12 protein-coding genes are annotated in these 22,207 nt (G+C 64.9%); 10 read left to right on the top strand and 2 right to left on the bottom strand.

From position 1 onward, the window contains the following. Positions 1–33: 33 nt before the first annotated feature. Complete coding sequence (locus Pla111_RS16040; protein ID WP_146575473.1) at positions 34–2,988, bottom strand: dockerin type I domain-containing protein; 2,955 nt, start codon at positions 2,986–2,988, stop codon at positions 34–36. A gap of 640 nt (positions 2,989–3,628) precedes the next feature. Between Pla111_RS16040 and Pla111_RS16035 the strand changes: the two genes are divergently transcribed. From Pla111_RS16035 to Pla111_RS16020, 4 genes are all read left to right on the top strand, one after another. Then, the gene (locus Pla111_RS16035) at positions 3,629–4,561 is read left to right on the top strand and encodes a hypothetical protein (RefSeq protein WP_146575472.1); all 933 of its coding nucleotides are present in this window, start codon (positions 3,629–3,631) and stop codon (positions 4,559–4,561) included. Positions 4,562–4,647: 86 nt separating this feature from the next. Then, positions 4,648–7,119, top strand: coding sequence for a glycoside hydrolase family 2 TIM barrel-domain containing protein (locus tag Pla111_RS16030; RefSeq protein ID WP_197525092.1), 2,472 nt, complete (start codon positions 4,648–4,650; stop codon positions 7,117–7,119). Between the two features lie 35 nt (positions 7,120–7,154). After that, positions 7,155–8,693 (top strand): sulfatase family protein, encoded by a 1,539-nt coding sequence (locus tag Pla111_RS16025; protein ID WP_146575471.1) that lies wholly within the window; start codon positions 7,155–7,157, stop codon positions 8,691–8,693. Between the two features lie 325 nt (positions 8,694–9,018). Continuing rightward, positions 9,019–9,435, top strand: coding sequence for a hypothetical protein (locus Pla111_RS16020; protein ID WP_146575470.1), 417 nt, complete (start codon positions 9,019–9,021; stop codon positions 9,433–9,435). On the opposite strand, the gene Pla111_RS16015 is transcribed toward Pla111_RS16020, so the two are convergent. Continuing rightward, positions 9,406–11,562: a recombinase family protein gene (locus Pla111_RS16015; RefSeq protein WP_146575469.1), complete on the bottom strand. Its 2,157-nt coding sequence runs from the start codon at positions 11,560–11,562 to the stop codon at positions 9,406–9,408. The genes Pla111_RS16020 and Pla111_RS16015 overlap by 30 nt on opposite strands. 325 nt (positions 11,563–11,887) lie before the next feature. Between Pla111_RS16015 and Pla111_RS16010 the strand changes: the two genes are divergently transcribed. The 6 genes from Pla111_RS16010 (at position 11,888) to Pla111_RS15985 (ending at position 22,192) form a co-directional block, all read left to right on the top strand. Continuing rightward, the gene (locus Pla111_RS16010; RefSeq protein ID WP_146575468.1) at positions 11,888–12,559 is read left to right on the top strand and encodes an integrase core domain-containing protein; all 672 of its coding nucleotides are present in this window, start codon (positions 11,888–11,890) and stop codon (positions 12,557–12,559) included. A 511-nt stretch (positions 12,560–13,070) separates the two neighbouring features. After that, positions 13,071–16,091 (top strand): PSD1 and planctomycete cytochrome C domain-containing protein, encoded by a 3,021-nt coding sequence (locus Pla111_RS16005; protein ID WP_197525091.1) that lies wholly within the window; start codon positions 13,071–13,073, stop codon positions 16,089–16,091. A 28-nt stretch (positions 16,092–16,119) separates the two neighbouring features. After that, complete coding sequence (locus Pla111_RS16000) at positions 16,120–17,595, top strand: DUF1501 domain-containing protein (RefSeq protein ID WP_146575466.1); 1,476 nt, start codon at positions 16,120–16,122, stop codon at positions 17,593–17,595. Positions 17,596–18,124: 529 nt separating this feature from the next. Further along, positions 18,125–19,354, top strand: a complete 1,230-nt coding sequence (locus Pla111_RS15995) for a hypothetical protein (protein ID WP_146575465.1) — start codon at positions 18,125–18,127, stop codon at positions 19,352–19,354. A gap of 52 nt (positions 19,355–19,406) precedes the next feature. Further along, a complete protein-coding gene (locus tag Pla111_RS15990; protein ID WP_146575464.1) occupies positions 19,407–20,924 on the top strand; it encodes an alpha-L-fucosidase in 1,518 nt (505 codons plus the stop codon). Positions 20,925–21,109: 185 nt separating this feature from the next. Continuing rightward, entirely contained in the window at positions 21,110–22,192 is a 1,083-nt protein-coding gene (locus tag Pla111_RS15985) for an IS630 family transposase (protein WP_146575463.1), read from the top strand. The last annotated feature ends 15 nt before the right edge of the window (positions 22,193–22,207 follow it).

The following is a 22,207-nucleotide window of genomic DNA, read 5'->3' as shown; positions in this document are numbered from 1 at the left end:
GAAGCTTTTCTCGGGGGCTACAAAACGGGGCCGCTAGGCCTCCGTTCGTGAGTCGGCTCGGCGGCCCGCCAACCAAGCGAGCCCCGTGATCGCCGCAACCAGGGCCGCCCCGCCCGGCTCGGGGACGGCGGTCGCCGACCCCGCGGAGGCGCCGTAGTTCGCGATCCACTGCTGGTAGTCCGCTTCGGTGATTCGCCCGTCGCGGTTGGCGTCGGCTCGCAGGTCCGTGGTGCTCGCCAAGGTATCGCGGTAAACCGTATAGTCGGCCGAGTCAACGACGCCGTCGTCGTTGAAGTCGCCCGGCAAGGCGGCCGTGAGCACCAGGTCGAGCGACCCGCCGAAGCCGTCGCCGGCCCAGACGGCCGAATCGAGAGAGGCTGTCAGGCCCGCCAGGTCGAGCCCGGCGGGGAGCAGCAGGCCGAGGTCGTAGAGCTCGTACTCGCCGGCCCCTTGGCCCGATGTCGCGAGTCCACTGACCCAGCCCTTCTGCCCGTCGGCGTCGTCGATCAGCGCGACGCCCGCATCGACCGCGGCGTTGAGGTCCGTCGGATCGATCTCGCCGGTAAACGCGCCGGCGAGGCTGATCGCGAGCACCTCGATGCCGGTCGCGGCGAGCTGGACCCGGCCGGTGGCCGGGTCGTAGACCAGGTCGGGGTTGTCCGCCTGCGGGTCGAAGCCGATCTCGTCGGTCGCGCCGCCCCGGTCGCCGGTGTAGCCGAGCAGGACGGCCGCGACATCGTCGATGTCGATGTCGGCGTCGGCGTCGAAGTTGCCGCGGGTCCAGTCGGGCCGCGCGCCGGTGGCGCCGCGGTTGGCCAGCACTACGACGGCGTCGCGGGTGTCACGGTCGCCGTCGATGTCGACGTCGCCGGGCGACGCGTTGCGGATCCCGAGCCACTCCGTGACATCGGCGAAGTCGATTTGGCCGTCGGCGGTGAGGTCGTGCTTGTCGCCCTCGGCGGCCGCGCCGAAGCGGGCGTAGAGCGCGTCGAGGTCCTTGCCGTCCAAGCGGCCGCTCTGGCTGTAGTCGCCGACCGAGCGGGTCACCTCGAGCACCGCCGAGACGATCTGGCCGTTCGCGCCCGAGGCGCCAAAGAAGAAGGCGAGGTCGTTGGCGCCGTCTTGCAACTGGCTTAATGGGATCTCGAGCTCGCGAGAGAACAAGCTCTCATCGCCGTCGTCGAAGGCCGTGTCGAAGTCGTAGCCGGGGACGGTCGTCGCGTTGTTGTTGACGCGGACGGTGAACGTCGGCAGCGATCCGAACGGCGTCGTGTAGCCGACGCGTAGCTTCGCGGAGACGGCGTCTTCGGTGTCGGCGTCGAGGCCCATCGAGAGGAAGTCCCCGGTTGTGAAGTCGATCTGCGTCTGATCGGCGTAGAACGTTTCGGTGTCGTACGCGTGGTCGAAGACGGTCGAGCCGTCCAACTGCAGCGTGAGGACCGCGGCGCCCTCGCCCTCGAGCGTGAGCGAATCCCACGATGAGGAGACATCGACTCCGCTCGAGTAGGTGTTCTGCCCGGCGTCGCGGTAGACGCGGCTCCAGCTGGCCGAATCGATGTTGAACGCCGCGGCCAGGCCGTCGAGGTCGACGGCTTGTGGTTGCTGCAGCAGGTTGTTCAGCAGCACGTGCAGCTCGGCGCCGTCGCGGAAGGCGACCGCTTGCAGGTCGGTGCTCCCGCTCTCGATGGCGACATACGAGCCCGAGACCGGCGCCATCAGCCGGAAGAGGCCGGCGACGATCGTCTCTTGCCACTGCCCGCTAGCGTTCTGCTCCCAGAAGACGTTGTCGCCAGCCGGGTTGGTGGGGATCGCGTTCTGCCAGTGCCGCGGCGAGACGAAGGGCGTCGCGTTGATGATGCGGTCGGGCCGGTCGAAGAAGACGAACATCTTCTCTTTGACATCCCGAACAAGGTCCCACTGCTGCAGGTCGCGGGCGTAGTTGCCGTAGCTCCCGTCCGCCATGTCGGTGCGGTTCCAGGACCCGTACTCGGTGATCGCGAACTGCTTCGGATCGCCTAACACGTTGAAGCTGTACGATTCGTACAGGTCCATGATCGCGTTGAGGTGACCGGGTGAGTGGTCGATCTTGCGGAAGTGCGAGCCGTCGGGTCGAACGTCGTACCGCTCGTAGGGGTGGATCGTGTAGAAGTCGAGCTCGGCCTTGGCGCCGCTGGCGGTGCGCCAGGTGGCCATGTCGTCGATGACTTGCTTGGCGAGCTCGAAGGAGTTCGCGCCGGCTTCGACGTCGTCGCAGCACGAGACCCCACCGATGCGGGCCTGCGGGAAGACCTCTTTGACCCGCTCGGCCATGACGCGGTGCATCTCGATGATGCCGCCCCACTGGTTCGAGTCCGACCAGTTCGGCTCGTTCATGACTTCGAAGTAGAAGCGATCGGCGTCGACCGGAAGGAACGCGTTTTGCCCGTAGACCGCTTCGTCGAGGTAGACCGTCATGAAGTCGGCGAAGGCTTCGTAGTTGGTCGGCATCGGGCCGCCGCCGTCCAGGTAGTCGGGGAAGAAGCCGCCGTTTCGCCCCGACTGGACAAAAACCGGGTTGGGCTGCTCGCGGAGGGCTTCCCAGCGCGCGCTGGTCAGCACAAAGTTGCGATAGTCGCCTTGGATCTTCGCCTGCAACGCGGTCGGATCGACGTGCCCCGGACGCGTGGGGTCCTCGGGCAAGTTGCTCGAGATAAACTGGTCGAGTTCGGTCGCGACCCGTCCGGTCGAGGCATTGAGCCCGTCCTCGGCCCAGATGCTCTGCCGCAGGCTGGTCACCGGCGGGGCGAGCGTGCCGGAGTAGTTGAAGTACTTCGCACGGTCGAGCTCGCCGACCCCGCCGACGAGTCGCCTGGCCGAGGCGTCGATCGTGACCGTTGTTTGGGCCGTCGCGAGCGACGGCGAGAGAACCGACGCCAGAGCGGCGGTCACCGCGACGCCCGACAAGCGGCCACCAGCGGATCGAGGGGCTTGGGACCGACGGTTATCCATGGTCGAACGAGTCCGGGGCGATGTCGGCGTTTCCGCGGAGGCGCCTCCGAGCGAGGAGGCGGGCGTCTGGCCGCGGTCAATGCGTGGGTGAGAGCCGCTGTTGAGGCGGATAAGCCGCGCCGGACGGCCGATTCGGCCGGTTCGGGCATGTCCGAGATGAGTTCTGTCAAAGCGTGGCCCGAAGCCGAAACCAGCGGCGCTTTTCGGGCTTGGCGACGCCGTTCCTCGAACCGACCACGGCGGCACGAGTGCGGTGGCGCAGCGTGGTTGCTCCTACTGTTTATGTTCGGGAGGTGCGTGGTCCGCCTGGAAAAAGCGGGCTTTGCACCGATTCGGGGTGCGGCTGTCCGCAGCTCTGCCGAGTGGCCGAGGTACGGCGAGCTGGAACGCAGGCATTCAGAGGAATCCTTGCGAATTATTGGGCGGAAGCGGCGGCTTCTTACATTAGTGCTGTGCTGGAGTGATCCGGCCCAACTCGTCTCCGCGTAACTCGTCCTCTGCCGTCCGGCAGCAGCGGGTTCCACCGACGCAGCCCAAGTGACTGGTTGTGCTCGGATGAGGGCAGACGCCGGGCGAGCCGTTCGTTCGCTCTAGCCGGTTCATCCTACACCTCGTGATTGCGTCTTCTCTGGAGGGTCTCATGCGTCGCTACGGTCCGCTCTTTCTCTCTTTGCTGGTGCTCGGCATCAGTGCGCCCGTCGCTCCCGGCGCGGTGATCTACGAAACTGACTACACCCTCCGCAGCGACAACGGCAATCCGTTCATCGACGGTGGCGAGCTGCGGTTCCAGGACGGTTGGCTCGGCCAGACGGGCTACACTGTCGATTCTGACGCCCCGGGCACAGTCACGTCTTCGGGCACCTTCCTGCGGACGCTCAACAACCGCGGCGCGACAGGCGGCGTCGCGGGCGGCGATGGCTCGGGTGAGGTTGGCGCCGGCTTCAACGACGGCGACACGATCCGCATCGTCACGTCGTTGCAGTACGAGTTGGCTCCAGGAACCACGACCCCATCGGCTCCGAACCAGGAGCTTGCGAACATCGGCATCCGCAGCAACTTCGTGAACGGTGGGTTCAACGCAGCGCCGACGCACGGATTCGAAGTGGCGTACAACAGCTTCGGGGACGGCAGCCTGAAGGTGTTCACCAACTTCGCCCGGGCGGGTTCCGTTGGCGCCGATAACGCTTTTGCTTTATTCGTTGACGCGGCTGACGGCGGATTCAACTCGGGCGAGAACGGCGGCGACGCCGATCTTTCAACCGATAACCTGGAGTTCGACTACACGGCCGAGTTCCAGGCCGGTGCATGGGCTGCGACTGAGTTGATCGTGACGAACCTCGACACGAACATGGTCGTTGCTCAGGCCTCGATCGATAAGCCGGCCGCTTTGGAAGCCGTGGCTTACACCGGCACCGAGGCCTTCTTCGGGCAACGGTTCTTGGGCAACGCTTCCGGCGCCGTCGGAACCTCTGACGGCATGCGGTTCGAGTTCACGGCCGCGATTCCCGAGCCGACGTCGTTCGCCCTGGTTTGGCTGCTGTCGCTTGGCGTCGCCGCTCGCCGGCGTAGCTAATCGGTTGCAGCGACGTTCCTCTGATTGCCCAAAGCACGCGGGGGTCACCGACGACCCCCGCGTGCTGTTCTTGCGCCGAGCACACGATGACAAACTTACGATTCGGGCCGGCGATCGCCCTGGCTCTCGGCATGGCCTGCGTCTCGACGGCCGCGTCCGAGCGTCGATCGTTCAACGACGCCTGGCGGTTCCACAAGGGGACAGCCGAAGGGGCCGAAGCCGCGGACTACGACGCCGGCGACTGGCGGCGGGTCACCCTGCCGCACGACTGGGCGATCGAGGGCCCGTTCGACCCGAAGTACAACGCCCGCACCGGCGGCTTGCCGGTCCACGGGACCGGCTGGTACCGCAAGGCGTTCCCGACCCCCGCGGGCGACGCCGGGCAACGCGTGGCGATCGCTTTCGACGGGGCGATGTACGACGCCCACGTCTGGGTCAACGGCCAGTTCGTCGGCAATCGTCCCTATGGCTACATCGGGTTCGAATTGGACGTGACCGACGCCCTCCGGCGTGACGGCGGCGACAACCTCGTGGCGGTCCGGCTGCAGCCGAAGCATCTCGCTTCGCGTTGGTACCCGGGCGCGGGGCTCTACCGCAACGTGTGGCTGAACGTCCGCCCCGCGGTGCACGTGCCCCAGTGGGGTGTCGCGATCACGACGCCCAGCGTGACCGACGACCTCGCGAGCGTCGCGACGGCTACCGAGGTCGCCAACCACCGCGGCGACGCGATCGACGTCCGGGTCCGACAGACGGTCCTGTCGTCCGACGGCGAGCCGCTGACGACCAACACCCAGCCGCTAGAGATCGCCGCCGGCGAGACAGCCGAGGTCCGCCAGCGTTTGGCGATCGAGGAGCCGAGCCGCTGGGACGTCGAGAGCCCGTATCTCTACCGCTTGAAGACCGAGGTGCTGTCCGGCGAACTAGTTATTGACTCGATGACTAGCCGGTTCGGCGTCCGGACCGTGGAGTTCGGGTCCGAGTTCGGTTTCAAGCTCAACGGCCGACCGCTGCGGATGCAGGGCGTCTGCCTCCACCACGACCTCGGCCCGCTGGGCGCCGCCGTGAACCGGCGGGCGACCGAGCGCCAGCTCGAGATCATGAAGGCGATGGGCGTCAACGCGATCCGCACTTCGCACAACCCGCCGTCGCCGGAGCAGCTCGAGCTGTGCGACGAGCTGGGCCTGCTCGTGCTCGACGAGGCGTTCGACTGCTGGCGCAAGCCGAAGGTGCCCAACGGCTACAACGTCTTCTTCGACGAGTGGCACGAGCGCGACCTGCGCGACATGATCCGGCGCGACCGCAACCACCCGTCGGTCGTCCTCTGGAGCATCGGCAACGAGATCCTCGAGCAGTGGACCAAGGACGGTTGGAAGCTGGCCCGCCAGCTCACCGCGATCTGCCACGATGAGGACCCGAGCCGGCTGGTGACCGCCGGGTTCAACGGCTATCCCCAGTCGTACGACAACAAGCTGGCTCACGAGATCGACGTCGTCGGCTTGAACTACAAGCCGATGTTCTATCCTGACGCGATCGGCCGCGAGCCGGGGTTCGTGATCTACGGCTCGGAGACCTCGAGCTGCGTGAGCAGCCGCGGCGTCTACCACCTGCCGATCGAGGCCTACGAGACGCACCCCTCGCTCCAGGTGACCAGCTACGACCTGATCGGACCGAAGTGGGCCTACCCGCCCGACATCGAGTTCCAGCAGCTCGACTCCCACCCGAGCGTCTTCGGTGAGTTCGTCTGGACCGGCTTCGACTACCTGGGCGAGCCGACTCCTTACTCGGGGCGTGACAACGAGACCGACGGCTACTGGAACAAGCACTGGCCGGCCCGCAGCTCGTACTTCGGATGCGTCGATCTCTGTGGCCTGCCGAAGGATCGCTTCTACCTCTACCAGAGCCAGTGGACCGAGGCACCGATGGCGCACCTGGCGCCGCATTGGAACTGGGAAGACCGGGCCGGCGAGCCGATCCCCGTCTACTGCTACACCAACGGCGACGAAGCGGAGCTGTTCCTCAACGGGCGCTTGCTCGGCCGCCTGACGAAGGGCGTCGATCGGACGCCCGTGAAGGTCGACTGCTACAACTGGCCGGGCGGCGACCTCGAGTCGCGTTTCCGGCTCCGTTGGGACGTGCCTTACGAGCCGGGCGAGCTCCGCGTGGTCGCCTACCGCGGCGGCGAAGCGGTCGCCGAAGACGTTGTCCACACGGCGGGCCCGCCCGCGGCGCTCGTGCTGAAGGCCGACCGGGCCAGCCTGACGGGGAGCGACGACCTGTCGTTCGTGACGTTCCAGATCATCGACGCCGAAGGGAACGTTTGCCCCGAGGCCGCCAACCGGGTTGATTTCACGGTCGAGGGGCCGGGCCGTGTCGTGGCGGTCGGCAACGGCGACGCGACCTCGATGGCGCCGTTCCAGGCGACGACCCGCAAAGCGTTCAGCGGCATGGGAATGGCGATTGTCGGTCCCGCCGAAGAGGGTTCGGGCGCCTTCACGTTGCAAGCCGTCTCGGAAGGCTTGGCGCCGGCTTCGGTGAAGATCGAGTGCCGACTACGCTAAGAATGGAACGACTCTCTCCCCAACGGCGAAACACCATGCGACGACCCGATCGACTCCTCTGCCTGGCGTTATCGTTGGCCTTCTTGGCGTTCTCTAGCGCCGGCGCCGCGGAGCCGGCGATGAACATCGTGCTGGTGATGGCGGACGATGTCGGTTTGGGAGACATCGGGCTGTACCACAAAGAACGAACGGGGACCGAGCCGCTCGCGCCGACGCCGCACCTGGACGCCCTCGCGCGGGCCGGGATGCGTTTCTCCGACGCGCACTCCACGACGGCCCTTTGCTCGCCGACACGCTACAGCGTGATGAGCGGCAACCTGACCTACCGGTGCTACGCGCCGTGGGGCGTTTGGGGCTCGTTCCGGCCGACGCCCTTCAAGGCGACCGACGCGACCGTCGGCCGCGTCGGACAGGGCGCGGGGATGACGACCGCCTTCTTGGGCAAGTGGCACCTCGGCGGAGATTACCTGCAGAAGGACGGGAAGGCCGTCTACCGGGGCGCCGATCGGGGTGACGAACCACTGCCGGTCGACGCGACGCGGTGCGTCGGCGGGGGACCCCGGTCGGTAGGCTTCGACTACAGCTACACGCTGCCCTGCGGCATCCAGGGGCCGCTCTATGTCGCTTACGAGAACGGCCGCTGGAGCCCGTTCGCCGACGACTCGGAGTTGATCCACTACGACAAGCAGTCGGCCAGCGACCCGCTGTTCGTCTCCGACAAGGGGCCGGGCGTCGGCGACTCGGCCTGGGACACGCGGCGGATCGGCCCGCTGCTATCGTCCAAGGCGGTCGATTTCATGCGCGAGAGCACCGACGCCGGGCGGCCGTTCTTGCTCTACTACTGCAGCCCGATGGTGCACGTGCCGCACGCCCCGCCCGAGGAGTTCGACGGGCGGCCCGTTCGCGGGCAAACGCCGTCGCGTCACCTCGACATGATGATCGACCTCGATCAGCAGGTCGGGCGGATGGTGGCGGAGCTGAAGCGGTCGGGTCAGTTCGATAACACGCTGTTCGTCTTCACGTCGGACAACGGCGGCCTGCTCGACGGACGCGCCAAGAAGCGGGGCCACGACTCGAGCAACGGGCTCCGCGGCTCGAAGAACCTGCCGTACGAAGGCGGGCACCGCGTGCCGCTCTTCGTGGTCTGGCCAGGCAGGGTCGAGGCCGGTTCGACGTGCGACCGCCCAGTCGCCGCCCACGACTTGGTCGCGACGTTCGCCGCCGCGACCGGGCAGACGCTCGGCGAAGAGCAAGCGATGGACTCGCTGAACCTGTTGCCGCTATTGCTCGGGGAAGGCGACCCGACGGAGCGACGCCCCGATTTCTTGCTGCAAGGGGGCAGCCACCACGAAGTGATCTACCGCAGCGGGTCTTGGAAGCTGATCATTCAGTCGAATTACAAGGCGGACCGCTGGGAGCCGATCGCCCTGTTCGACCTCGAAGCGAACCCGACCGAGCACGAGGCGGAGAACCTGATCGACCGTCCCGAGCACGCTTCGCAGGTCGATAAGATGTTCTCTCGGTACCGCGAGCTGCGTGAGAGCGGCGCCCGGACCGCTCCGCTAGGCGCTTGACGAGTTAGCGCACAACCGAGGAGCTCGAGGTTATGAGAGCCTCTTTTCCAAGTCGCTACTGCCATACTAGGGAAGGACTTACGGCATCGTAGTACCGCCTTAAACCGTTTGCAATCGCGCGCAAATTGTCGCGTTTCCTAGCAACCCCACGCAGAAATGCGAACGCAAAAGCGGTAACGGCGCGGCGAGCACTCGGGGGTCGGCCAGGCGCAGACACGGCTAACTTGATTGGGAGAGCCAACCAGAGAGAATCGAGGCCAACGCTAGGGGTTCGCGAAGGTTGTCACCGCGCGAACGCCGCGAAACACGCAAGGAGCGCGTCGCCGTGTCGCACTGGTTCTCCCCGCTGCTGTTCCTCTTGGCCGGCTCGACCGAGCAGCAGCTCCGCCGCCACGTCGAGTTCCTCAAGGCGGAGAACGAGATGCTCCGCAAGCGCGTCGAGAAGTCGCGCGTCTTCCTCACCAATGAGGAGCGAGAGCGGCTGCTGACCCTAGGAGAGGCCATCGGTAAAGGAGTGCTCGACCTGATCACGATCGTCAGCCCCCGAACCTACCAGCGGTGGCGCCGGCGGGTAAGCCAGGGAGAGAAGCCGGCCAGGAAGATGGGCCGCAAGGGAACGCCCGAGACGCTGCGTCAGCTCGTCGTGCGGCTCGCCAAAGAGAACACGTGGGAATACGGGAATCCATGTTCCTACTGCCTGCCTTTGCGATTTCTACGACGAGCTAGCATCGGCGTCGCGTGAAGTTGGTGTGGTTAGTGCTTGTGGGTAGGGGCAGTCGGACCAGCGTCGGCGGGTTGCTCTTAGCTGCTTGAGTCGCTGGAGTTCGGCGTTGTCGGCCCACAGGATCCATCGTCCACGCAAGCCGGGCAGCTTGCGGCCTTTGACCCAGCCTGCGATTCGCCAGTGGTTGTGTGAGGTGGACGGCATCCCGATCTGCTCGGCAAGATCGGTGAGCCACCACTCGTTCTCACCGAGCGCGTCGGAGTTGCGAGCCGAGCGGCACGGAAGACTGACGCCTTGCTTACGCAGCAGCCGGCTGAGCATTCCCGCTGTGAACGGACATCGCCGGACCGAGCGATAACCTTCTTGGTTGAGCTGCTCGGCGACCTGGCCGAGGGTCTTGTTGGTCTTCTTCAGCTCGACGATGCGAGCAACCAAGTCGTCGAGGCCCGATAGCTGGGCGTAGCGGATCACCGTGCGGTTGTGCCGATGGCGGCTGGTGAAGCCGCCCGCCCACGTCAGGGTGATATCGGTGCGTTCGGAGTCGCCATCGACGTCGATCTCGATGCGGTCGATTAGCTGCCGCACGATCTTCTGCCGATCCTGGGGCGTCGTGGTCGGAGCTTCCCAGAACGCGGGGATGTCCTGCGAGAGCTGCTTGACGAGCTCGCGTTGTTCGTCCGTCAGCCGTGACGGCTGAGCCCGCTTGAAGTCGTCGTACTCCGCTTCGCAACGCTCGTGATCACGCAACGCCGCTTCCCACTTCTTCTCAAGCGTTCGGGCGACGAGACGGTTCTCGGGTTCGACCGCTTGGAACTGACGCTCGGCGCGGTCCGCTTCGTATGCTGATCGCTCAAGGCGTTGCCGCCAGTGTTGATCGAGCCGCTGGCGTTCTTGCTCCAGGTCATCGGTGGCGGTAAGGCAGAGTTCGAGCGACGCCGGTTGCAGGACGGCGAACACCCGTTCGGTGACGAAGCGGTCCAGGTCGCGACCGACGATCCCCAGGCAGAGCGGCTCGCCATGGTTCTGGGCGCCACGGCCGCACTGATAACGAAGTCGCTGTGCTCGCCCGCTGTAGGTCACCATCAGCCGGGCCCCGCAGCGGCCGCAGTAGACCAGGCCGCCCAGCAGCGACGGGCCTTCACGCGGGGCGCCCATCGACTTGGCTCGATTCTGGTTGTTCTCCAGCTGCTGCTGGTTCTTCTCGAACTGCTCCCACGAGAGGTACGCCGGGAAGCGGTCCTTGATCAGCACGAGGCTCTCTTCAAGCGGCACGCGCACCGCGCCCGTTCGCCGGCGACCGGCGATCTTCTTGCGTGGATCGGTGCGGTGCTGGCCGTAGCGGTACGCGCCGGCGTAGGTCGGGTGATGCAGCATGCCGGCCAGCGTATTCCGATTCGGACGATGCCACTCGAGCTGATTCCGATTCGGACCGTATCGTGGTCGCACCGGGATACGGATGTCGTTCTGCGCGAGGTACTTCAATAGCGAGTAGATCGTCCCCTGCCGATTGAACTCGGCGAAGATCAGCCGGATGACCTCCTGGTCTTGGCTATCGGGATCGAACTCGAAGCTCGTCTTGTCGGCGTTGAGCACGTAGCCGATCGGCGGGTGCACCAGCAGCTCGCCCCGCTGGGCCTTGTTGATCCGGCCCTGATACATGCGGCCTTTCAGGACGTGCAACTCGGCTTCGCTCATCGTCCCCTTGAGCCCCAGCAGCAACCGGTCGTTGAACTCTGTCGGATCGTACAGCCCGTCCTGATCGCCCAGCAGCGTCCGGAAGATGCCGCACAGCTCCAGCAGCTGATGCCAGTCCTTGCAGGAGCGGGCCAGCCGGCTCATCTCTAGGCCTAGCACTAGGCCGACCCGATCGAGGCTCACCTCCGCAAGCAACCGCTGGAAGCCGAGCCGGCCGTCAACGCTCTGCCCACTCATGCCTTGGTCGTCGTCGATCACGTCAACTTGGTCTCGCGACCAGCCGAAGGCGACCGCTCGATCGACCAAGGCGTACTGACGTTCGGTCGACTCCCGGTTCTCCAGAACCTGCTGCGGCGTCGATTGGCGAACGTAAACGATCGCCTTGCGTTCCAGATGCCACGACTGCAGCTTCGGCGACGCCAGGCTGGCGGCGATGGTTGCGTTACTCATCGCTCTCCTCCTTCCCCCGAGGAGAGGGCGCTAGAGGAGAGGGCATCGTCGCCGCAATCTGCTTGGCGATCATCTGAGCGAGCGTCGCTCCGATCGCCTCCTGACGCTCCGCCGGCAGATGCCGCCAAAGCTGATCCAGCCGAACCGGCCAGAACGTGAGCTGCGTTACGGGTGGGGGGGAGCTTGCTCGCCTCGCATGAATCACCTCCGTGTGCTGGCTGCTCGCGTTGCTGGCGCCAGAGCGCCAACTCCAACAACGCCGTAACGCTCACCCTAATCCGCGGCGGATCCTCGACCAAGACGGACTTGTGATCAGCGCACTGGGGTGCAGTACGCGTGGGGTTCGGGTCGGATCGTCGGCGAGCTCAAAAAGCTCCGCATCCAGTGCGTCGGCAGCACGACGGTCCGGACGATCCTCAAGGAGGAGGGCATCCACTCCGGCCCGCAACGGGGCAAAGGGACCTGGGACGAGTTCATCAAGATCCACGCCGAGACGCTCTGGCAGGTCGATTTCTTTACCAAGCCGGTCATTACCGCGACCGGGCTGACGCAGGCGTACGTCCTAGCGTTCCTGCACGTCCGGAGCCGCAGGGTGATCTGCACACCGGCCACGTTCCACCCGGACGACGCCTGGATGAAGACGCAAGCCGTGGCGATGCTGCAACAAGCCGAGACGGCCGAACTTCCGATCAAGCACCTCGTGCGCGACAAGGACGTCAAGTACCGCGACGCGTTCGACGGCGTCTTCGAAGCGGCCGAAGTCGCGGTGCAGCCGACGGCGCCGCGGGCGCCGAACCAGAACGCCTTCATCGAGCGGTGGATCGGCTCGATCAAGCACGAGGAGGTCTACCTGAAGGGCTACGAGACGGTCGCCGACGCGGAGCGTGGCCTGGCGTCGTACTTCGCGTTCTACAACGGCCGGAGGCGTCACCAGTCGCTCGGCCGGCGAACGCCCGAGGCGGTCTACGCCGAAGGACTCAAGCTGGCGGCCGGCTGAGGGCGAAGATTCAGAAGTCGGCGAAATCAAATGAGGACAATCCAACCGATGGCGACGCGGCCCCGCGGGGCCGCGTCCGCGCGAGCCCTGGGAGGGGGCTCGCGGGCCGCCAAGGCGGCTACCTACTAAACCACCCTTCGGGTGGTCCGGAAGATGGGGTCCACTTCATCCTGCCCGGCAGCGACGTCGATGTAGGGTCCGTTTGCTGCTCGACCGGGCCCGAACTCGCATCGGTGTCGTCGTCGGGACGCGACCTCTGCGAGTTGCGAACGATCGCTATACTCAGCGACTGGTCCAACACCAGCGGATTGGAAGCGTGTACAATCTGCAGAGGTCTCGTCCGAACGGGCTGCTAGTCGTATCCAAAGTTAGCGCTGGCCCTCGATTAGCGCCCAGGGCGGGTCACCATCGTATCGGTTCAGCCCATCCACAACGCAGCAGTTCGCGAGCCTTGAGGCTGCACAGAACACCCGCCGGTGCCGTCCATATGAAGTCTTGTTGCCTGCCAAGCGTGACTCGGAGCCTGACGCCGCTTGTCACGCTGGAATCGCTTGGCGTCCTCGCGATGGTAGGTCTTTGCGTCTCGATCGCGCCGGTTTCCGCGCAGGACCGGACGCCTAGCTTCGCTCACGAAGTGCGGCCAATCCTGTCGGACCGCTGCTTCGGGTGTCATGGACCGGCGGACCAGGAGTCGGAACTGCGACTCGACACCTTTGAGGGGGCAACCGATTGGGCGATTGTGCCCGGCGACGCCGACGGAAGCGAAGTAATCACCCGCGCTCTGCTACCCGACGACGACGAACTGCGGATGCCACCCGTCCACTCGGGCAAGGACCGGCTGACCACGACGGAGATCGACATCCTGCGTCGTTGGATCACGGCGGGGGCCGAATACGAAGAGCACTGGGCGTTTACTCCGATCACTCGATCGGAGCTACCAGCCGAAGAAAACGGCCCGACGATGATTGATCGATTCGTTGCCGAACGGCTCGCCGACGAGCAGCTTGGCTTCCTCCCGGAAGCCAATCGGGCGACCCTGCTGCGCCGTGTCGCCTTCGACCTGACCGGACTCCCCCCCTCGCCCGAGATGGCCCAAGCTTTTCTGGCCGACGAGTCGGCCGACGCTTACGAGACTCTCGTCGATCGTTTGCTTGCCTCGCCACGCTACGGCGAGCACATGGCGCGTTTCTGGCTTGACGCGGTGCGTTACGCCGACACTCACGGCAAGCACTTCGACAACTACCGGGCAATCTGGCCGTACCGCGACTGGATCATCCGTTCGTTCAACGCCAACAAGCCCTACGATGAGTTCTTGGTGGAGCAGCTGGCGGGCGATCTGTTGCCAGACGCGGGGGCCGAGGAGCTTGTTGCCAGCGGTTACAACCGCTGCAATCTGACGACCGCCGAAGGGGGCGTGATCGAGAAAGAAATTTACACCGACAATGTCCGTGATCGGACCGACACCTTCGGCACCGTCGTATTGGGGCTCACCGTGGCTTGCGCGAAGTGCCACGACCACAAGTATGACCCGATCACACAGAAGGACTACTACTCGCTCTTCGCGTTCTTCAACAGCCTTGACGGGGGACCCAACGATGGCAACCAAGCCGACCACGCCCCCGCAATGCGTGTGCCTCAACCGAATCAATCAAAGAAGCTTGCCTCCTTGCAGGGAGAGCGAGCCGACCTGCGTCGGCGACTGCTACGCAGCGACGCGGCGATGAACGCCGCCCAGGCGCGTTGGGAGGCGACCCTCGCGGGACTCGGCGATGCCGATCTCGCCGACATCACGCTTAATACACCCCGAGTGCTCGCGACGGACTGGCTATGGGCGGGACCGTTCCCATCGGTGATCAGCGACGTCAATAACGCCCACACACCCGCCGAGACCTCAGCTTTCGACCGCGATCAAAAGTTCGCGCTCCGCGATGGCCGCACCGTTTCATGGAGACCGCGGCCCGACTGGATCGACGGGAGGACGCACTACGTCTTGCCGGGCGGCGTCGGCAGCAACATCTTGCGACGAACCGTCACCGTCACCGAGCCGACCGAGATCGAGATCGCCCTCGGCTCTGACGACTCGGTGAGGGTCTACCTAAATCGCCAAGAAGTCCACAAGAGACACGAGTCGCGAGCGGTCCAACCGGGTGAGGACCGTCTCACACTGTCGCTGAAGGCTGGGGAAAACGAGTTACTCATCGGCATCGGCAATCACGGCGGCCCAGCCGGGTTCCACTTCGAATTCCTACGGGGGGCCGTAACGCTGCCCGCCGAGGCGATCGAGCTGGCATCGATCCCTGCCGAGTCGCGTACCGACGAGCAGGAACAGTTGCTCCGAGAGCTTTTCCGATGGCGTTCCCAAGCGTTCCCCGAGTTGGTCGAGCTACGCTCACAGATCGCGGCCTCAGAGATCCAGGCGGCCCAAATCGACCGCGATACGCCGGTCACGCTGATCTATCGTGAGCGGAGTGAGCCTCGCGAGGCCTTCGTTCTGAATCGTGGCGAGTATGATAGCCCGGGCGAGCGAGTCGATCGCGCGACACCCGGCTTTCTGCCACCGATGGACGAGCGACTCCCTCTCGATCGTCTCGGTCTGGCGAAATGGGCCGTGTCGCCAGAGAACCCACTCACCGCGCGGGTGGCTGTCAACCGGTTCTGGCTGCAGGTGTTCGGAGTCGGGCTCGTAAAAACTGCCGACGACTTCGGTTCGCAGGCCGACCCCCCGAGCCATCCCGAACTGCTCGATTGGCTCGGGGCGGAGTTCGTCGAGAGTGGTTGGAACGTCAAGGGGATGATGCGTCGACTCGTGATGACCCGAGCCTACCGCCAGCAGTCCGCCGCTACTGCCGATCGTTGGGACCAAGACCCGGAGAACCGCCTGCTAGCCCGCGGGCCGCGATTCCGGCTCGACGCGGAAGCCCTGCGTGACCAGGCCCTCGCTGTGAGCGGCCTGCTGGTGAACCGACTTGGCGGACCGCCCGTCCGCCCGCCGCAGCCGGTGGGGCTTTGGGAGGCGGTGGCCTATACCGGGAGCAACACAGCGCGGTTCGTCGCCGACACCGAGCGTGAGAAGATCCATCGCCGCAGCATCTACACATTCCACAAGCGAACCGCTCCCCCACCGCAACTGCTAGTGTTCGACGGGCCGACCCGGGAATCGTGCACCGTCCGTCGCGAGCGGACCAACACACCCCTGCAAGCGCTGCTGCTGATGAATGACCCGCAGTTCTTCGAAGCGGCTCGTGCGCTGGCCGAGGAGCTATTGGACCGTTATCTGGACGATACCGATCGAGCTGCCTGGCTCGTCGAACGTTGCACGGGGCGGTCGGCAACCGACGAAGAGGTGGCCGAGATCGCTGCCGCAGTCGCCGACGAGAAAGCCCGGTACGCTCAAGCCCCCGGCGCGGCCGAGGCGTTGCTATCCGTCGGCGATGTCGAGAGAACCCCTCATGATAACACCGTCGAGGCCGCCGCTTGGACGCTCATGGCCAACCTCGCCCTGAACCTTGACGAAGTAGTCACTAAGAACTGAGCCCGACCCTAGCAGTTCGGAATGCTCTATGGATCAGCAAGCCTACAACCAAGTTCGCACCGCGATGACGCGGCGCCACTTCTTCTCGCAGGGCGCGATGGGGATCGGCGCCGCGGCTTTGGCGACCATGGCGCCTCAGGCATCGCACGGCGGGGCCGTCACCGCGGCGGCTGGTGGTTTGCCCGGCTTGCCGCACTTCGCCCCGAAGGCGAAGCGAGCGATCTACCTCTTCATGGCCGGCGCTCCCAGCCAAATCGACTTGTTCGACTACAAGCCAGGACTCGCCGATCGATTCGATCAAGACCTGCCCGAGAGCATCCGTGCTGGCCAGCGCATCACCACGATGACCTCCGGCCAGGATCGGCTTCCGATCGCCCCATCCAAGTACGCCTTCTCGCAACACGGCCAGAGCGGGGCTTGGGTGAGCGAGCTCTTGCCGCACACGGCCAAGATGGTGGACGACCTGGCGATCATCAAGTCGCTCCACACCGAAGCGATCAACCACGACCCGGCCATCACGTTCATCTGCACAGGCGACCAGCAGCCGGGCCGGGCGAGCCTGGGCTCATGGCTCTCGTATGGCCTCGGGACGACGAATCAAGACCTGCCCGGATTTGTCGTGCTCACACCGAAGTGGTCCGCGAAGCGGGACGCCCAAGCGCTCTTCAGCCGCCTCTGGGGCAGCGGCTTCCTGCCCGGCAAGCACCAGGGCGTCTCGCTCCGCGCCCAAGGCGATCCGGTGCTGTTCCTCTCCGACCCCCCCGGCGTCGATCGGGCCGCGCGTCGACGCATGCTCGACCGACTCGCGGTTTTCAACGAGCGGACCCTCGCAGCGATCGGCGATCCCGAGACACAGACACGCATCGAACAGTACGAAATGGCGTTCCGGATGCAATCTTCGGTCCCGGAACTCACAGAGATCTCGGACGAACCCCAGTCGGTGCTCGACATGTACGGGCCCGAGGCCACCGAGCCGGGCACGTTCGCGGCGAGCTGCCTCCTCGCGCGGCGGATGGCGGAACGCGACGTCCGTTTCACTCAGATCTTCCACCGCGGTTGGGACCAACACGGCGACGTCGCCGGCGACCTGCCCCGCCAGTGCAAGGACATGGACCAAGCGTGCTGGGCCTTGGTCCAGGACTTGAAACAACGTGGCCTGCTCGACGAGACGCTCGTCATCTGGGGCGGTGAGTTTGGTCGCACCGCCTATTGCCAAGGCGCGCTTACTCGCGAGAACTACGGACGCGATCACCACCCCCGTTGCTTCACCATGTGGATGGCCGGCGGCGGCGTGAAGCCAGGCGTCGTCTACGGCGAGACCGACGAGTTCAGCTACAACGTGATCGATAAGCCGGTCCACATCCACGAGCTGAACGCCACGATCCTGCACGCCCTTGGTGTCGATCACCAGCGGCTCACCTACCGATCGCAGGGCCTCGACATGAGGCTCACGGGCGTCGAAAACGTCGAGCCGGTGCTCGGCTTGCTGCAAGGCAACCCGTAGCGCGCGGGCTGGTTGGCCGTTGCGATCCTGTGGGAGGCGGGCGTTGCCGCGAGATGAGTATTGCGAGTTGCGACAGCGGGCTTGCAGCTCGATATGGAAGGAGGCAGGTGCTCTCAACGCGTTGCGGGAATTCCGGAAATCGCACGCCGATTCGCATCCCGCAGTCTCGTGTTGCTCGGGCCAAATAGGGCATTACCCTTGCAGTGAGTCGTACCGGTGAGGTGGTCGGGCAGCAGCCGCCTGCCGCCCAAAGCTCCGAAGAGCTCTTGCTGAGGTTGCCTCAGCCGCTGCGACTTCGGGGCGGTACCGAAAAGCGAAGCACTCGGCTGCAGTCCGGGGAGCTCATCAAGAACAGCTGCCGGTCGCGTCCGAGCGTGTCAGCCGGAGCGGTGTCGCTGACGATGCGGCTGAGAAGCCGCGTCGGCTCGCAAGAAGCTCGGAGAGGAACTATACTCGCATTGCATGCTATCGGCAACAGTAGCCACGCGAGTTGGTGCTTCCTATCCCGGAACCGTTGGGACTTCTTACAATGACGCATCCGTCGCGATTAGTCGCTGCCGGCAACTTGTTAGCGCTCGTCCTGGCGGCGCCTAGCGTGGCGGCGCCGCCGGTCGGTCAGGGCGTCGCCTGGTTGCCGATCGAGTCGCTCTCGGACGAGTTCAACACGCTTCACCCAAACCCACGCGGCGATGGGATCGATGACTCGAAGTGGTGGGATGACCATCCGCGTTGGAGCGGTCGGATGCCCAGTCAGTTCTCGGCCGCTAACTCCTGGGTGGCCGACGGCGCCCTCAACCTCCGGGCGACACCCGTCGCCGGGGTGTCGACCGTTCCGAGCGGCACCGACGAACAGCGGAACACCCACTGGATCGACACCGCCGCCGTTGTGTCGAAGACTCAAGCGACGGCGGGCAGTTACTTCGAAGCCTCGATCAAGACGGCCGACATCTCCCTGCCGTCGTCATTCTGGTTCCGGATGAACTCGAAGTCCGAGATCGACGTCATCGAGAACATCGGAAACCCCTCGCGGCCAGGGCTCGAGCATCGTCGGTCGGAGATGTCATTCAACACCCACTTCTACAATCCCCCGCCTGACATTGCCATCGGCGGCAACGCTCAGATGACCGACGAGAGCGGCGATCCGCTACTGTCGGCAGAGAACTTCATCACCTACGCGGTTTGGTGGAAGAGCCCCAACGAGATTGTCTTCTACTACAACGACGTCGAAGTAGCGAGCGTCGCGCCGGGCGGCCCATTCGATGAGGGTCTGCACATGATCTTCGACATGGAGGCGTTCCACTGGGTTGGCTTTCCTTCCATCACCGACCTGTTAGACCCGTCGAAGAACACGATGCAGGTCGATTGGGTGCGAGCTTACCTCGCCGTCGACCTCCTGCCGGGTGACTACGACTCGAATGGCTCGGTCGACTCGCGCGACTACGCACAATGGAGAACGGACTTCGGTCTCACCGGCGGGGAGCTGGCGTCAGACGGCAATGGAGATGGGGTTGTCGATGCCGCCGACTACGTGGTCTGGCGAGACGCGGTCGTCGGGGGAGTAGGCCCGGCATCCACCCCCGAGCCGGCCGGCGTGAGCCTCGCGGCCGTCTTGATTGCAAGCAGCTGCTGCACGAGGCGCCGCTCGCGACAGCTCAACGCCAGTGCTCGCCGGGGGCATCGCCGCCCTACTGATGTCGCGAGCAGCCGTGTGCTCGTAGGGAACGATGAAACGGAATCTGCCCGGGCTCCGGCTGGTTGATGCCGTACATCTACTTAGGCGGGTCTTCGCCGCCGCCGAGGATCAAGCTTCTATGCCTAGCAAGACCGTATCCGCAACGGCCCTTACTCTGTGCCTTTCGCTTCTAGCGGCGGAGTTGATGGGCCAGGAGTTCCGCTACCAGGCAGACTGGGACTCAATACGCAGCCATTATCGCTGCCCAACGTGGTTCCGCGACGCAAAGTTCGGTGTCTTCGTGTTCTGGGGTCCGGCATCCGTGCCTCAAGTCGGCAACGACAAGTACGGCAAGTGGATGTACACGAAGAACTACGTCCCCAATGGGGTCGACTGCCGCCGCTACCACGAGGCTCACTTCGGTCACCAATCGGTGTTCGGCTACAAGGACTTCTTCCCGCTGTTCAGGATGGAGAAGTTCGATGCCGATGAGTGGGCTGCCTTGTTCGAGGAGTCCGGCGCACGCTACATCGTGCCTGTTGCCGAGATGCACGACGGGTACGCCATGTACGCCTCTCGGCACACGCGTTGGAACGTCGTTGATGTTGGGCCGGAACGCGACGTGATGCGGCTCTTGGTCGATGCGGCCCGAGCGCGGGATATCAAGGTCGGAATGTCCTCGCACTTCGCCTGGAACCGGGCATTCTACCCCAAATGGGACCCTTCGTTCGACACCAACGACCCGGAGTTCCGCGACCTGTACGGGGAGGCGGTTCGCAGCGACGACCCACCGACTCAAGCGTTCCTCGACCGCTGGTGGGATCGAACGACGGACATTGTCGATCAGTACGAACCCGACATCCTCTGGTTCGACTTCGGGCTCGACTCTCCTGGTTTCGAGTCCGTCCACAAGAAGATCATGGCTTACTACTACAACAGGGGTCTTGAGTGGGACAGAGGCGTCGTGCTGCAAGACAAGAACATGCGCTACGAGTCTTTTCCGGAAGACCTGATGGTGCTCGATATCGAGCGTGGCCGGCGCAGCGAGGCCAGTGAACATCCATGGCAGACCGATACGGCCGTCGGCAAGGTCTCGTGGACTTGGATCATCAATGAGAACTACAAGTCGTCCGAGTTCTTGATCGACGAACTCGTCGACATCGTCAGCAAGAACGGCAACCTGCTGCTCTCAATCGGTCCGAAGCCCGACGGGACGATCGGCGAGGCCGAGGCATCGATCTTACGAGATATCGGTTCTTGGCTCCGGCTCAACGGCGAGGCCATCTACGGCACCCGGCCGTGGAAGATCTACGGCGAGGGACCCGCGAAGTTCGCTCAGGGTGAAACCGAGTTCAAGAACAAGCACCACACCGAACACACGGATGTCGCGTCAACCGCCGCCGATATCCGCTTCACTGCGAAAGGCGACAGGCTCTACGCGACTTCGCTGGCCTGGCCCGATGACGGCGTTTTTCGGATCAAGACGCTCCGTACGGGCAATCTCTACGAGCAACGACCGGTCGCTACGGTTGCGTTCCTAAGTGGCACGGAGGAGGTCGACTGGACGCAATCGGAAGAGGAGCTTTCGATCAGGGTGGCCAGCGACCCACCTTGCGAAGCCGCCTACGTGTTTCGTATCACTTTTGCGGCTGAGTAGTCTTCCCCAGGACGCCGAGGCTGCCTCAACCGACGTCTGGTCGAGGCGAGGAGGGCCGCTCCCAGAACGAAGCAGCCCGGCCTCTGAGGGGCATCTAGTGTACCGCGGCGATGTTCCCTGACCGTATTGCGCTGACTGTTCGGGGGTGGTAGAACGCGGAGCGTTCTAACCCCACGGAGGCCGTCATGCGGGTAGCGGTCGCGATTGAGTTGACGGATGAAGAGCGGGCGGAGCTGACGTCGTACGTCCGTGGAGCGACCACGCCGCAGAGGCTGGTGAAGCGAGCCCAAGTGGTGTTGCTGGCGGCCCAGGGGATGGCCAACCAAGACATCGCCAAGCAAGTCGGCATGGCCCGCGGTCCGGTGGGAACGTGGCGGAGACGCTTCGCTGAGCAACGCTTGGCGGGCATCGAGAAGGACGCCCCGCGGCCGGGCAACCCGAGCCCCGATCGGGCCGAGTTGACCGAGCTGATTCTTGAGGCAACGACGCAGACCGAGCCGGAGCACGCCACGCACTGGAGCACGCGGACGCTGGCGGAAGCACTCGGCGTGAGCGACACGCGGGTCGCCCGCGTCTGGCGGGCCCACGGCCTCCAGCCGCACCGGGTGAAGACGTTCAAGGTCTCCAATGACCCGCACTTCGCCGAGAAGGTCCGCGACGTGGTCGGCTTGTACCTCGACCCGCCCGAACGGGCGATCGTCCTCTCGGTCGATGAGAAGACGCAGGTCCAAGCCCTCGACCGGACGCAGAAGGGCTTGCCGATCCATCCGGGCAAGTGCGGGACGAGGACCCACGACTACAAGCGGAACGGCACGACGACCCTGTTCGCGGCGTTGAACGTGGCCGAGGGAATCGTCATCGACAAGTGCATGAAGCGGCATCGGCATCAGGAGTGGATCAAGTTCCTCAAGGAGATCGACGCCCGCACGCCTCCCGAGTTGGACCTGCACCTGATCGCGGACAACTACGCGACGCACAAGCATCCGGCGGTGAAGCGATGGCTGAAGCGTCACCCGCGGTTCCACATGCACTTCATCCCGACCAGCAGCAGTTGGCTGAACCTGGTCGAACGCTTCTTCGCCGACCTCACGACCAAGCGGCTGCGCCGTGGCTCGTTCCGCAACGTGCCCCAACTCGTCAAAGCGATCCGTGGCTACGTCGAGCACCACAACGACACCACCGAGGGCTTCACCTGGACCAAAACCGCCAACGCCATCCTAGAGAAAGTCGCCCGGGCAAAAGCCACCCTCGATAAGATCAGGGATTAGCGACGCGGTACACTA

This window comes from Botrimarina hoheduenensis (genome assembly GCF_007859815.1).
Lineage (GTDB): Bacteria > Planctomycetota > Planctomycetia > Pirellulales > Lacipirellulaceae > Botrimarina > Botrimarina hoheduenensis.
Note: the sequence above shows the minus strand (reverse complement) of the source record. Positions and strands in the feature narration are given on the sequence as shown.

Coding starts and splice junctions, on each gene's coding strand:
- Pla111_RS16030 (WP_197525092.1), top strand. CDS start 4,648: ATGACAAACTTACGATTCGGGCCGGCGATCGCCCTGGCTCTCGGCATG.
- Pla111_RS16025 (WP_146575471.1), top strand. CDS start 7,155: ATGCGACGACCCGATCGACTCCTCTGCCTGGCGTTATCGTTGGCCTTC.
- Pla111_RS16035 (WP_146575472.1), top strand. CDS start 3,629: ATGCGTCGCTACGGTCCGCTCTTTCTCTCTTTGCTGGTGCTCGGCATC.
- Pla111_RS15995 (WP_146575465.1), top strand. CDS start 18,125: ATGACGCATCCGTCGCGATTAGTCGCTGCCGGCAACTTGTTAGCGCTC.
- Pla111_RS15990 (WP_146575464.1), top strand. CDS start 19,407: ATGCCTAGCAAGACCGTATCCGCAACGGCCCTTACTCTGTGCCTTTCG.
- Pla111_RS15985 (WP_146575463.1), top strand. CDS start 21,110: ATGCGGGTAGCGGTCGCGATTGAGTTGACGGATGAAGAGCGGGCGGAG.
- Pla111_RS16040 (WP_146575473.1), bottom strand. CDS start 2,988: ATGGATAACCGTCGGTCCCAAGCCCCTCGATCCGCTGGTGGCCGCTTG.
- Pla111_RS16015 (WP_146575469.1), bottom strand. CDS start 11,562: ATGAGTAACGCAACCATCGCCGCCAGCCTGGCGTCGCCGAAGCTGCAG.
- Pla111_RS16000 (WP_146575466.1), top strand. CDS start 16,120: ATGGATCAGCAAGCCTACAACCAAGTTCGCACCGCGATGACGCGGCGC.